Raw genomic sequence first — 12,577 nt, forward strand, 5'->3', positions numbered from 1 at the left:
CCTGTATCCCGATCTTCAGGTTCAGCCCTCTGCCTTGAAGTTTTTGGCTTCCTTCGCGCCCTTGTCCTTGCCGTGCTTCTCGGCCAGGTCCTTGGCCTGCTTGGGCGAAACGTCGGTGGTCTCGGCAATATGCATGGCCTCCTTGTCGGAGAGGCGATTGTCTTTCTTGCCTTGCTTGGTGGCCATGTCGAAATCTCCTGATTGGTTTGAGGCCTAACGGCCGGGATGCCATAGCGTTCCCCAGCGGCTCCCCGCTACCATCGTCGCCCTGTGGTTTTCCGGCGTTTTTCGTCATCCGATGGGGTGTATCACGCCAAAGCTTGCGATATGAGGGGACTCAAATTCCCCTCTCCCATGGACACCAATCGCCGCCCATGACCATTTCCAATTCCGTGCCGATTACCCCGGAACTCATAGCCGCGCATGGGCTGAAGCCCGACGAATACCAGCGCATCCTCGATCTGGTCGGGCGCGAACCGAGCTTTACCGAACTCGGCATCTTCTCGGCGATGTGGAATGAGCACTGCTCCTACAAATCCTCGAAGAAATGGCTGCGCACGCTGCCGACCACCGGGCCGCAGGTCATCCAGGGTCCGGGCGAGAACGCCGGCGTGGTCGATATCGGCGACGGCGACTGCGTCGTCTTCAAGATGGAGAGCCACAACCATCCCTCCTACATCGAGCCCTACCAGGGTGCGGCGACCGGCGTCGGCGGCATATTGCGCGACGTCTTCACCATGGGCGCGCGGCCGATTGCGGCGATGAACGCTCTGCGCTTCGGCGCACCCGACCATCCCAAGACCAGGCACCTTGTCAGCGGCGTGGTTTCCGGCGTCGGCGGCTACGGCAATGCGTTCGGCGTGCCGACGGTCGGCGGCGAGGTCAATTTCGACGCCCGCTACAATGGCAACATCCTGGTCAACGCCTTTGCCGCCGGCCTCGCCAAGACAGATGCGATCTTCCTGTCGGAAGCCAAGGGCGTCGGCCTGCCGGTCGTCTATCTCGGCGCCAAGACCGGCCGCGACGGCGTCGGCGGCGCCACGATGGCCTCGGCCGAGTTCGACGACAAGATCGACGAGAAGCGCCCGACCGTGCAGGTCGGCGATCCCTTCACCGAAAAATGCCTGCTCGAAGCCTGCCTTGAGCTGATGGCGTCCGGCGCCGTCATCGCCATCCAGGACATGGGTGCGGCCGGCCTCACCTGTTCGGCGGTCGAGATGGGCGCCAAGGGCGACCTCGGCATCGAGCTTCACCTCGACCAGGTGCCGGTGCGCGAAGAGCGCATGAGCGCCTATGAGATGATGCTGTCGGAGAGCCAGGAGCGCATGCTGATGGTGCTGCGCCCCGAGAAGGAAAAGGAAGCCGAGGCGATCTTCCACAAATGGGGCCTCGACTTCGCCATTGTCGGCAAGACCACCGACGATCTGCGCTTCCGCGTCATTCACCAGGGTGACGAGGTCGCCAACCTGCCGATCAAGGACCTTGGCGACAAGGCGCCGGAATATGACCGCCCCTGGGTCGAGCCGAAGAAACCTGCGGCGCTTGCCGCCGGCGATGCGCCGAAGGCCGATGTCGCCGACGCGCTGCTGAAACTGCTCGGCGGGCCGGACCTGTCGTCGCGGCGATGGGTATGGGAGCAATACGACACGCTGATCCAGGGCAATTCGCTGCAGCTTCCGGGCGGCGACGCCGGCGTGGTGCGCGTCGAAGGCCATCCGACCAAGGCGCTCGCCTTCTCCTCCGACGTGACGCCGCGCTATTGCGAGGCCGACCCGTATGAAGGCGGCAAGCAGGCGGTGGCCGAATGCTGGCGCAACCTTACCGCCACCGGCGCGCTGCCGCTGGCGGCGACGGACAACCTCAATTTCGGCAATCCGGAACGGCCCGAGATCATGGGCCAACTGGTCGGCGCGGTGAAAGGCATTGGCGATGCCTGCCGCGCGCTCGGCTTCCCGATCGTGTCGGGCAATGTCTCGCTCTACAATGAAACCAACGGCCAGGGCATCCTGCCGACGCCGACCATCGGCGGCGTCGGGCTGATTGCCGACTGGTCGAAGATGACCCGTATCGGCTTTGCCGCCGAGGGCCAGATGATCCTGCTGGTCGGCGCACCCGCAAGCTGGGGCAGCCATCTCGGCCAGTCCGCCTATTTCAGGGACATCCATGGCCGTACCGACGGGCCGCCGCCATCCGTCGACCTCGCCCATGAAAAGCGCGTCGGCGACCACGTGCGCGCGCTGATCGCGTCGGGCGTCGTGACCGCGGCGCATGACCTTTCCGATGGCGGCTTGGCGATAGCCCTGGCCGAAATGGCGATGGCGTCCGGCATCGGCGCCACCATTCCGGGGCTCGCCGGCACCGACCCGATCCCGGTCTGGTTCGGCGAAGACCAGGGCCGTTACGTCCTGACGCTGTCCGTCGATCCGCAGAGCAAGGAATGGGACGCCATCCGCGAGGAACAGAGCAAGCTCGGCATCTTTGCGCCATGGATCGGCTCGACCGGTGGAAACGAACTGAAGCTCGGCGATGCCAGGGCGATCCCGGTCAGCGAATTGACCGCCGCCCACGAAGGCTGGTTCCCGAACTTCATGGACAAGTCCAGTTGACCAGCCTGGCAGCCCGGACGCTGATCGCAGTCGTCTTCTGGCCGTCGCTGTTCTTCTTCTGGTTCCTCGGGCCGTTCGTCTTTTTCCTGCTGTCGACGACCTCGAGCGAGGTCTGTCCGCTGCTGGAAAGGCGTGACCAGTTCCTTGAGGCGGCCAATGGCACACTGCAGATGCTGGCCTTGCAAAGTCTGATCTATGCGATCCCCATCGTCTGCCTGGTGCTGTGGAGCCGCCTTTTGCCGAACCCGGCGCGCGCAAGGCATGTCGCCACCTGCATCAAGCTATTTGCCATTGCGGTCATTACCGGCGCGCTGTGGGAATACGGGTCATCGCTGATCTGCGACGGCTATGGCCAACCATTCTTTTCGCCCTTGTGGCAGATGACCAGCTATCTCCCGATTATCACCCTGGCGCTCAACATCCCGCTCTATGTCCTGGTGTTCAGCCTTGGCCGGGGGTTCTCGACCCGCGACGACATTACAGAAGATGGTGTGGTTCACCCGCGGCAGGATGGCCCTTAGACACTGCGTCGCCGACAGAACGGCTTCAACCCGGACCAGAAAGGCTTTAGGCTGCCGTCCGAGTCACTCGTGCCTAGCCGCCCAGAACAGGATTTTGCCATGGCAATGGATGCCCACGACATCGAAAAACTGATCAAGGACGGCATTCCGGACGCCAAGGTGACGATCCGCGACCTCGCCGGTGACGGCGATCACTATGCAGCCGAAGTGGTGGCTGAAAGCTTCCGCGGAAAGAGCCGCGTCCAGCAGCACCAGATGGTCTATGATGCGCTGAAGGGCAATATGGGCGGCGTGCTGCACGCGCTGGCGTTGCAGACCAGTGTGCCGGACTGACGCCAGGCTGGCCTAGCGCGTCGGCGGCTGGCTTGCCAACACGGCAATGATCGGCCCTGCCGGATATCTTCCGCCGACAATCATCCTGTCGCCATCCGACAGCGCGGAGACCGCGCCGTCGAGGAACAGCGCGTTGCGGCATTGTAGCGCGTCGCGAAACAGCCGCGCAAAGCTGCCGAAACTTACCTCAGACCGCGAGATCGCCAGCAAAACGGTGTTTTCATCGCGCACGCCGACGCCGTTGCGGACGTAGCGCGAGGTTCCGTTCGGCTCGAAGCGTGGATGAATCTGGCCATCGATCACCAGCATCGGGCCCGACTGCGTGGCGAAGGCGACATCGGGTTTGGCGGCGGCATAGGCGTTGCTTTCCATGACAGCCGCCTTGCCGTCCTTGCCGACCAGAAAGACGCCGTTCGGCTTCAGGAAGAAATTACCTTCGCTATCGGCAAGGTTGAGCGGCGACTTTTCGCTGCCGTTCTCGACCAGCAGGCCGACCGGCGACAAATCCTCGTGATACATGCCGCCATTCATGGCGAGCAGCACCGGCCTCCCCTCGCCCGCAACCGCCTTGCCGAAGGCCTCCAGCGAGCCGAAGGGCTTGCCGTCGGCACCGACGTGAAAGACAGCGAGGTTGTAGGTCCGCAGGTCGACCGTGCAGACGACATAGGTCACCGCCTCGAAGGCGACATTCCGGCAAGGCGCGGGCAGGTCACCGCCAATGACCAGCGGCGGCGGCTCCGGGCGTCTCGGCCACCAGACAACGGCAATCGCGGCCAGCAGGATGGCGATCAGAAGGGCGGCGCCATATCGTCTTTTCATCATGTCCCGGAGGCTGCAATCGGCAGGGATGCTTGGCCCAAGACAGGCGATCCTTTGCGCCATTTCCGCGACGGCGGCGCAAACATCTTGTTTCGGCCCATCTATGGGTTTATTTGATGGCTATGCTTCGAGCCTGACTCCCACAGGCGTGAAAGGATATCTCATGAGCGGCATCAACGACTACATCGACAGCGAAGTGAAGGGCAACGACGTCGTCCTTTTCATGAAGGGCACGCCCGGTTTTCCGCAGTGCGGCTTTTCCGGCCAGGTCGTCCAGATCCTCGATTACATCGGCGCCGACTACAAGGGCGTCGACGTGCTGACCTCGGCCGAACTGCGCCAAGGCATCAAGGAATATTCGAACTGGCCGACGATCCCGCAGCTTTACGTCAAGGGCGAATTCGTCGGCGGCTGCGACATCATCCGCGAAATGTTCCAGGCGGGCGAGCTGCAGACGTTGCTCGTCGACAAGGGCGTCAGCGTCAAAGCGACAGCCTGATTCTGAGTTGAGACGGGGCAGCCCCGCCCCGGCAAAATGTTACCTCCCCCTATCGGAGTGAGGACGAACTTATGCGCCGGCATGCCGGCGCATATTCGTTTTGAAGATCGGACCCGCCGTGGACCAGCCAGCAAAAGCGCCGCAACAGGCACGCAAATTGCCTATTCCGCGCTGGGAATTCATCGCGCTTTGCGCGGCACTGATGGCGTTGAACTCGCTGGCCATCGACATCATGCTGCCGGCACTGCAGCAAATCGGCGCCACGCTTGGCGTTGAGAATGAAAACCACCGCCAGTATGTGATCACCGCCTATATATTGGGCTTCGGTGGCGGACAGCTTTTCTTCGGACCGATCTCGGACCGGTTCGGGCGCCGCGCGCCGCTCGTTGCCGGGCTGGCGATTTATGTCGTGGCGGCGGCAGCTGCCGCCATCGCCCCGTCATTCGCCGTCCTGCTGCTGTGCCGGCTGGTGCAAGGCATCGGTGCGGCGGCGACCCGCGTCATCGCCGTCTCGATCGTGCGCGACACGTTCGACGGTCGGCGCATGGCCGAGGTGATGTCTCTGATCTTCATGGTGTTCATGGCCATCCCGGTGATCGCGCCTGGGATCGGCCAGTTCATCATGCTGTTCGCAACATGGCACTGGATCTTCGTCACCATGGCCGTCGGAGCGCTGATCGTGTCGGCGTGGTCGCTGCTGCGGCTGCCGGAGACGCTGCATCCGGAGTACCGCCGGCCGCTGACAGTCTCATCCGTCGTCGGTGGTTTCCGCATCGTGCTCACCAACCGCATGGCGCTTTGCTACGCCTTTGCCAGCACCTTCATTTTCGCCGCCATGTTCGGCTTCATCGCCTCCGCACAGCAGATCTATGTCGACATTTTTCATGTCGGCGAATTGTTTCCTGTCATCTTCGCGGGTGTCGCCGGCGTTCTCGCTTTTTCGAACTACCTCAACTCGCGCCTGGTCGGCCGCATCGGCATGCGCCGCCTGTCGCAGAGCGCACTGCTGTTGTTCCTGGTGATCAGCCTTGCCTGGCTCACCGTTTCGCTTCAAATGAAGATGCCACTCTGGCTGTTCATCACCTTCTTCGCCAGCGCGATGCTCCCGTTCGGCGCGCTCGGCGCCAATTTCAACGCGCTCGCGATGGAGCCGCTCGGCCAACTGGCGGGCACCGCGTCGTCCATCCTGGGCTTCATGCAGACTTTTCTCGGCGGCATCCTCGGCACGCTGATCGGCCAGGCCTTCAACGGCACGGTGACGCCGCTTGCCGCCGGCTTCTGCAGCGTCTCGGTCGCGGCCCTGCTGATGATCCTGATCGCCGAGCGCGGCAAGATGTTCCAGCCGCACAACCCACCCATTTCAGGGCACGTCACCGACCTGCATTGAGCAACTGTTCTGCGCTACGAGTTTTATTTGTCTCAGACCGCAGCCACCTTCAAGCGACGCGTTTCAGGATGCGCCGCCAATCACTGCCGTGAAACGAGGGAACAGCGGGCGCCCTGCGATGGCGCCACCCATGCTGTCCGAAAGAGGCATCGGCAGAGCCTTGTCGAGAGCTTCGAGCACGGATGACACAAAGACCCGGTTGAGCGAGGCATCATCTCCCATATGGGAGAAAGTGGCGCGCGGTTTGCCCATCAGCGTGCCGTTTTTGCGAATTGAGAAACTCAGCGTCAGGGTCATGCCAGCACTTCCAGGCGGCGGCTGCCAACAGGCAAAGATCGCGGAAAACATCTCGTCTATGGTATCGACGGGATCGCGACTGCCGCACGCGCGTTCCTGCGATCTTGCCTCAGTGGCGCCAGCGGCGGCCAAGGCAAGTGCAAGCGCCGTTGCAACAATTGCGGACCGATGTTTCATTTCGCAGCTTCCGACTTCGCGAGAGATTGGACACTATAACAGAGCCAATATACTTGACGAAAGCCTCTACCAGCAGTTGGACCGATTATTGCGCCCAGAGTTCCCTGCGCAACTCCTGCCAGCTTTCCTTGTCCGGGGCGACAAGAATGCCGCCGTCGATATGCGAGGGCAGATAGGCGCTGCCGTCGATCCGCGCGGTGTAGCCGCCGGCCTCGGCGTGGATCAGCACACCGACCAGATGGTCCCACGGCATCAGTTTGTTGTAGACGACGAAATGGGCATGGCCGCTGGCCAGAAGACGGTATTCATGTGCCGCGCAGCGATAGCCGAACTGCGACAGGGTCTTGGTCTGGTTGCGCGCCAGGAGCGAGCGTTGCGGTTCCGCCAGATATTGCCAGGAGACGGAGCCGGTCATCTGCGAGATCGGCACGGCATCGGCGACATGCACCGTCTCCAGCGCGCCATGCGCATGGCGGATATGGCTGCCGGCGCCCTTGGCGCCGATCAGCCAGTCCCGGCCTACGGGGTCATGGATGATACCGGCGACGGTTTCGCCCTTGACGACGACGCTCAGCATGACGCCGAAGAGCGGCACGCCGGAGGCGAAGTTGAAGGTGCCGTCGACCGGGTCGACGACGAAGGCGAGGTCGGCATCGCCGAGCCCCTGAAGCAGCGCCGGACTGTCGGAACAGGCTTCCTCGCCGACGATCATCGCCGTGGGATAGCGCTCGCGCAGCCTGGCCGTGATCAGCCGCTCAGCGTTGATGTCGGCCTCGGTCACCAGGTCGGCGGCCGAGGTTTTCTGCCTGATGTCACCCTCGCCCAGCCGGCGGAAGCGCGGCATGATTTCGGCCCTGGCTGCATCGGCGAGAAGCTCGGCCAGCCAGTCGATCGCTTGGTCGTCAAATATCATCGGAAACGTCTTGTCCTGTGCTGAGGCTGCCATTGAGGGCGGCAAAGTCGAACAGCTTTCTGTCAAGCAGATGCGACGGCCTGGTGTTGGACAGCGCGCGCAGCATCGTGTCCTTGCGGCCCGGCATGCGCTTTTCCATGTCGTCCAGCATCGCCTTCATGGCGTTGCGCTGCAGGCCTTCCTGGCTGCCGCAGAGATCGCAGGGAATGATCGGGAATTTCATAGCGGCCGCGAATTTTTCCAGATCGACCTCGGCGCAGTAGCTCAGCGGCCGCAGCACCATGACGTCGCCGTCGTCATTGAGCAGCTTTGGCGGCATGGCGGCAAGGCGGCCGCCATGGATTAGATTCATGAAGAAGGTTTCGAGAATGTCCTCGCGGTGGTGGCCGAGCACCAGCGCCGAACAGCCCTCCTCGCGCGCGATGCGATAGAGATGGCCGCGCCGCAGCCGCGAGCACAGCGAACAATAGGTGCTGCCCTGAGGCAGCTTGTCGGTGACCACCGAATAGGTGTCCTGATACTCGATGCGATGGGGAATGCGATGCGCATCGAGGTAATCGGGCAAAATGTGCTTCGGGAAATTCGGCTGGCCCTGGTCGAGATTGCAGGCCAGCAGCTCGACCGGCAGCAGCCCGCGCCATTTGAGATCGAGCAGCACGGCCAGCAGCCCGTAGGAATCCTTGCCGCCGGACAAGGCCACCAGCCAGCGGTCGCCGGGCCTCGCCATGGCGAAATCATCGACCGCCTGACGGGTCAACCGCAACAGCCGCTTGCGCAGTTTGTTGAACTCGACGGAAGACGGCACGTCGGCAAACAGCGGATGGAAGCCGCCTTCAGCAATCGGTTCAACTGTTTCGATGTCTGCCAGCATGTTCATGGCTTGTCGCTTTCCATAGCCGAGAGTGCCGGATTAGCGGACATGGCCGACAAAGAAAAGGCCGCCTCGACGGGCGGCCCTTTCCGGTATCGCAGAAAGCGATCGATCAGCGCGAATAGAATTCGACGACCAGGTTCGGCTCCATCTGCACGGCGAACGGTACGTCGGCCAGGCCGGGGATGCGCGAGAAGGTCGCGACCATCTTGTTGTGATCGACTTCGATATAGTCCGGCACGTCGCGCTCGGCGAGGCCGACCGCTTCCAGCACGATGACCAGCTGCTTCGACTTTTCGCGCACTTCGACGACGTCGCCCGGCTTGCAACGGTACGAGCCGATGTTGACGCGCTTGCCGTTGACGTTGACGTGGCCGTGGTTGACGAACTGGCGAGCCGCGAAAATGGTCGGCACGAACTTGGAGCGGTAGACGACCGCGTCGAGACGCGACTCGAGCAGGCCGATCAGGTTCTCGGAGGTGTCGCCCTTGCGGCGATCAGCCTCTTCATAGACCTTGCGGAACTGCTTTTCGGAGACATCACCATAGTGACCCTTCAGCTTCTGCTTGGCGCGCAGCTGCAGGCCGAAATCGGAAAGCTTGCCCTTGCGGCGCTGGCCGTGCTGGCCGGGGCCGTATTCACGCTTGTTGACCGGGGACTTCGGGCGGCCCCAGATGTTTTCGCCGAGACGGCGGTCGATCTTGTACTTCGCGGATTCGCGCTTGCTCATCGCATTCCCTTTCAAAACAAACCACCCGGAGCCTCATGGTCCGGGTGAAGGAAACGCGCCCTCCTCTGGCCTCCGTTTTCGAGGCCTGACAGGGTTTTCCCACGCAACGCGGCGGAAAACCCACGGGACACGTCAGTCTAGACAAAACCCAGGAAACGATAAACCTGCTTTCCCGGGCTTGCCATGCAAAAGAAACAACCGGGCATTGCGGCCCGGTGTTGGTGCGCTCGATAAACGGAGATTTGAGCAGAGTCAAGCGCGTCGCTGGCGCTGGGCCCGGCAACCATATCACGTCTTTTGGCGTTGAGTGCCGTGCCGGATGCGGCGGGAGGTTGTTGCGCCGACGGCATTTAGGAAGGGACTGGAGCCAAAGGAGCCCGAAGTCGCATGAAGAAGTTTTTCCTCTCGTTGGTCGGTGCAGCCGTCATGGCCGGGACGATGTCGATCGCCGTGCCCGAGCCAGCGATGGCCAAGCACTGGCAGGGCCACAAGCATCGTCAGACCTGCCATGTCGTGGTGAAGAAGAAGATCATCTGGCGGCATGGCCACAAGAAGGTCATCCGCTACAAGGTGAAGCGCTGCTGGTGACGTCAGGAGTTTCGGGCTTGGCCTGAATCGAAGAAGCCCGTGGTTTCGGCCACGGGCTTTGTTTATCGACTCGGTTCAATGTTTCAGTCTGCCGATTTCTTCTCCGGCAGGCCTTTGCGCTTGGTCTCTGCGAATTCCTCGAGCTGCTTTTCGCTCATCGAATTGTACTTAACTTCGACGCGCCTTGAAGTTCGCTCTTCCTGGTCTCGCCGCGCTTGGCCGACAGGGCTGCGCCAGCGGCCTTTTGCTGTGCTTTTGAGGTTGCAGGCATATCGGCTCCTCCTTTGCCAGAGGAGGAAACGTTGCGCTCCGGCGACGGTTCCAGCGCTGGCGGTCAACTTCCGTTCCGCGCTCATGCCTGCCCATGGTCGGCCGGCACTGCCGGCAAAACCACCTTCCCGTGCCCGCAACGCCGGTGTAGGACGGCGCCATGAAATCGTTGAACGATCCCTCGCAGGCACTCGCCACCGGCCTCGCGAAAATCCGCACCGAGTTCCATGTGCCGGAGGGATTTCCCCCTGATGTAGTGGTCATGGCACAGACGGCGGCCAGGTGCGTGCCCGACCAGCATGCCGACCGCACGGCGATGCCCTTCGTGACGCTCGATCCCGCGGCTTCCACCGATCTTGACCAAGCGTTTTCGATCGAAGCGAGCGGTAGCGACCTTCTGTTGCACTATGCCATCGCCGACGTAGCCTGGTTCGTCGCAGACGGCGACGCGGTGGATCGCGAAGCCTGGGCGCGGGGCGAAACCCTGTATTTGCCGGACGGCAAGGCCGGGCTCTATCCCCGGGTCATTGCCGAGGGCGCCGCGAGCTTGCTGCCCGGCGGTCCGCGTCCGGCTGTCATCTTCACGGTCCGGATCGCCGACGACGGAGCGGTAAGGCTGGATGGCGCGGAGCGGGCAATCATTCAAAGCCGCGCCAAGCTCGCCTATGACAGCGTGCAGGCCGCCGACGTCCCAGTCGGCTTCGCCGAAATCGCGCGGCGCATGGCGGCGGCCGAAGACCGTCGCGGCGCTTCGCGCGTCGACCCGCCCGAGCAGGAGGTGGAACAGCTTGCCGATGGCACATTCCAGCTTGCGTTCAGACCGCTGCTGCAATCCGAGCAAGACAACGCAGCACTTTCGCTGGCCGCCAACATGGCGATTGCCGACGCCATGCTGGCACACCGGACCGGCTTGTTTCGGGTGATGGCGCCGCCCGATGCTTCCAAAGTGCAAAGACTGCGCAGCGCGGCACGGGCCTTAGGCCTGTCCTGGCCTCCTTCGACCAGCCTGCCCGACTATCAGCGAACCCTCGATCCTGCCAACATGCAACAGGCAGCGCTGATGCTGGAAATCCGCCGCGCCGGCTCCGGTGCGTCCTACCAGCCCTATGAAGAAGGCGTTGTCCCCTGGCACGAGGCGATGGCCGCGACCTATGCCCACGCCACCGCACCCCTGAGGCGGCTGGCCGATCGCTATGTCGTGCGATGCGTGCTGGCCATCGTCAACGGCCAGCCGGTGCCGCAAGCCGTTACCGAGGCGTTTTCCAGACTGCCGAAGGTGATGGGCCGCGCAGGCGCCCGCGCCTCGCAGATCAACCACGCGGCCATCGACCTTGCCGAGGCGGTGATGCTGAGGGGGCGCATGGGTGAAACATTCAAGGCCGTCGTCACCGACGTCGGTGATCGGCGTGTGCGCGTTCAGCTCTCGGACATGCCTGTCGTTGCGAATGTGAAGGCCTCAGGGTTCAGGCAGGGCGATGGCCTGACGCTAAGGCTTGTTTCGGCCGATCCGGATCGACGCGTCATTGTCTTCGAGCCTGCCTAAAGCGCGTCGGCGACGCGCTTTAGTTTTTCGTTTTATGCATGTCGTTGTCCCAAAACCGCTGCGCACTTTTGGGCGACATGCATTAGCGCGCGCTCAATCCAAAACCCTGCATCAGCCGGCTGATGGCGAAATCCGCCTTTCCCGAGGTAAAGACGGCGATGTCGGGCTCGCTTTGCGGCAATGGTCCGTCGACAGCCGGAAGCAGCGACAGAGCACGCCGCGCAATCGCTTCGGCCGGGTCGATCCAGTCGACCGGCCAGGGCGCGGTCTTGCGCATGCGATTGGCCAGAAACGGATAGTGCGTGCAGGCGAGCACGACGATGTCCGTGCGCAAATCGTCATGCTGGACGAAACACGGTGCGATCTCGGCACGCACGGCCTCCTCGTCGACAAAGCCCTCGCGCATGTAGGCCTCGGCCAGTNATGGCCGTGCAATTTCCTGAAATACTCGGCCAGTCCGGCGAGATTGTTGCTGCCGACCAGCCGGACATGGCATTTCTGCGCCCATTTGCCGATCAGGTCGCGCGTGTACTGGCGCTTCACCGTGCCCGGCGTCGCCAGCACCGAGACCAGCCCGGACCGGGTGCGCTCGGCCGCCGGCTTGATTGCCGGCACCGTGCCGACAAAGGGATGGTCAGGGAATTTTTCCCGCAACGCATCGATCACCAGCGTCGAAGCGGTATTGCAGGCGACGACCGAAATTTCCGGATCAAAACGGTCGAGCAGCTTGGCGAAGAGCTCGACTATATGGGCCTGCAGCGCCGGCTCTTCCCACGCGCCGTAGGGAAAGGCCTTGTCATCGGCGACGTAGACGAAGCGCCGGTCGGGCATCAGCACGCGCGCTTCGCGCAGCACGGTCAATCCGCCAACGCCGGAATCGAACATCAGGATCGGACGGTGGCTCATTGATATCGGACCATGAAAGAGGCTGGATCAGAAGGCTTGGCGGTCATTGGCCAATGCCGTTCTTCTATCTGCAACCATCATGGTCTTGAAGTGGCGAATGTCAGCAAGTTCTATGCA

Annotated in this window: 13 protein-coding genes and 2 pseudogenes; 7 read left to right on the forward strand and 8 right to left on the reverse strand. The window is 62.6% G+C overall.

The features are described from left to right. Window positions 1–21: 21 nt before the first annotated feature. The gene (locus X727_RS1000000168505) at window positions 22–186 is read right to left on the reverse strand and encodes a hypothetical protein (RefSeq protein ID WP_023669098.1); all 165 of its coding nucleotides are present in this window, start codon (window positions 184–186) and stop codon (window positions 22–24) included. Between the two features lie 188 nt (window positions 187–374). Between X727_RS1000000168505 and purL the strand changes: the two genes are divergently transcribed. The 3 genes from purL (at window position 375) to X727_RS152580 (ending at window position 3,460) form a co-directional block, all read left to right on the forward strand. After that, entirely contained in the window at window positions 375–2,606 is a 2,232-nt protein-coding gene (gene purL, locus X727_RS152590) for a phosphoribosylformylglycinamidine synthase subunit PurL (protein ID WP_023834169.1), read from the forward strand. Next, window positions 2,603–3,127, forward strand: coding sequence for a hypothetical protein (locus X727_RS152585; protein WP_023706458.1), 525 nt, complete (start codon window positions 2,603–2,605; stop codon window positions 3,125–3,127). The genes purL and X727_RS152585 overlap by 4 nt, the downstream gene beginning before the upstream one ends. A 99-nt stretch (window positions 3,128–3,226) precedes the next feature. Beyond that, the gene (locus tag X727_RS152580; protein WP_010909092.1) at window positions 3,227–3,460 is read left to right on the forward strand and encodes a BolA family transcriptional regulator; all 234 of its coding nucleotides are present in this window, start codon (window positions 3,227–3,229) and stop codon (window positions 3,458–3,460) included. A 12-nt stretch (window positions 3,461–3,472) separates the two neighbouring features. Here X727_RS152580 and X727_RS152575 read toward each other — a convergent pair whose 3' ends face one another. After that, window positions 3,473–4,282, reverse strand: a complete 810-nt coding sequence (locus X727_RS152575) for a phosphodiester glycosidase family protein (protein ID WP_023706456.1) — start codon at window positions 4,280–4,282, stop codon at window positions 3,473–3,475. 160 nt (window positions 4,283–4,442) lie between these two features. Between X727_RS152575 and grxD the strand changes: the two genes are divergently transcribed. Both grxD and X727_RS152565 read left to right on the forward strand, forming a co-directional pair. Continuing rightward, window positions 4,443–4,778, forward strand: coding sequence for a Grx4 family monothiol glutaredoxin (gene grxD / locus X727_RS152570; protein ID WP_023669102.1), 336 nt, complete (start codon window positions 4,443–4,445; stop codon window positions 4,776–4,778). Window positions 4,779–4,896: 118 nt separating this feature from the next. Further along, window positions 4,897–6,165, forward strand: a complete 1,269-nt coding sequence (locus X727_RS152565) for a multidrug effflux MFS transporter (protein ID WP_023684881.1) — start codon at window positions 4,897–4,899, stop codon at window positions 6,163–6,165. Window positions 6,166–6,228: 63 nt separating this feature from the next. Here the strand turns inward: X727_RS152565 and X727_RS152560 are convergent, their stop codons facing one another. The 4 genes from X727_RS152560 to rpsD form a co-directional block, all read right to left on the reverse strand. Next, the gene (locus tag X727_RS152560; protein WP_023669104.1) at window positions 6,229–6,639 is read right to left on the reverse strand and encodes a hypothetical protein; all 411 of its coding nucleotides are present in this window, start codon (window positions 6,637–6,639) and stop codon (window positions 6,229–6,231) included. An 85-nt stretch (window positions 6,640–6,724) separates the two neighbouring features. Then, entirely contained in the window at window positions 6,725–7,552 is an 828-nt protein-coding gene (locus X727_RS152555; RefSeq protein ID WP_023690198.1) for an inositol monophosphatase family protein, read from the reverse strand. Beyond that, the gene (gene ttcA / locus X727_RS152550) at window positions 7,542–8,429 is read right to left on the reverse strand and encodes a tRNA 2-thiocytidine(32) synthetase TtcA (RefSeq protein WP_023690199.1); all 888 of its coding nucleotides are present in this window, start codon (window positions 8,427–8,429) and stop codon (window positions 7,542–7,544) included. Before ttcA ends, X727_RS152555 begins: the two co-directional genes overlap by 11 nt. Before the next feature lie 106 nt (window positions 8,430–8,535). After that, on the reverse strand, window positions 8,536–9,153 hold the full coding sequence (gene rpsD, locus X727_RS152545; RefSeq protein ID WP_023669107.1) for a 30S ribosomal protein S4: 618 nt from the start codon (window positions 9,151–9,153) through the stop codon (window positions 8,536–8,538). A gap of 387 nt (window positions 9,154–9,540) precedes the next feature. Here rpsD and X727_RS152540 point away from each other — a divergent pair, with 387 nt between their 5' ends. After that, the gene (locus tag X727_RS152540) at window positions 9,541–9,741 is read left to right on the forward strand and encodes a hypothetical protein (RefSeq protein ID WP_023834170.1); all 201 of its coding nucleotides are present in this window, start codon (window positions 9,541–9,543) and stop codon (window positions 9,739–9,741) included. Window positions 9,742–9,824: 83 nt separating this feature from the next. On the opposite strand, the pseudogene X727_RS01000000164635 reads toward X727_RS152540, so the two are convergent. Next, a pseudogene (locus X727_RS01000000164635) lies at window positions 9,825–10,012 on the reverse strand (DUF3008 family protein). A gap of 159 nt (window positions 10,013–10,171) precedes the next feature. On the opposite strand from X727_RS01000000164635, the gene X727_RS152535 reads away from it, so the two are divergent. Beyond that, entirely contained in the window at window positions 10,172–11,554 is a 1,383-nt protein-coding gene (locus X727_RS152535; protein ID WP_023834171.1) for an RNB domain-containing ribonuclease, read from the forward strand. 82 nt (window positions 11,555–11,636) lie between these two features. Here the strand turns inward: X727_RS152535 and murI are convergent. Continuing rightward, a pseudogene (murI, locus tag X727_RS01000000164640) lies at window positions 11,637–12,460 on the reverse strand (glutamate racemase). Between the last annotated feature and the right edge of the window lie 117 nt (window positions 12,461–12,577).

The organism is Mesorhizobium sp. L103C105A0, assembly GCF_000502215.1.
In the GTDB taxonomy this organism is placed as follows: Bacteria; Pseudomonadota; Alphaproteobacteria; order Rhizobiales; family Rhizobiaceae; genus Mesorhizobium.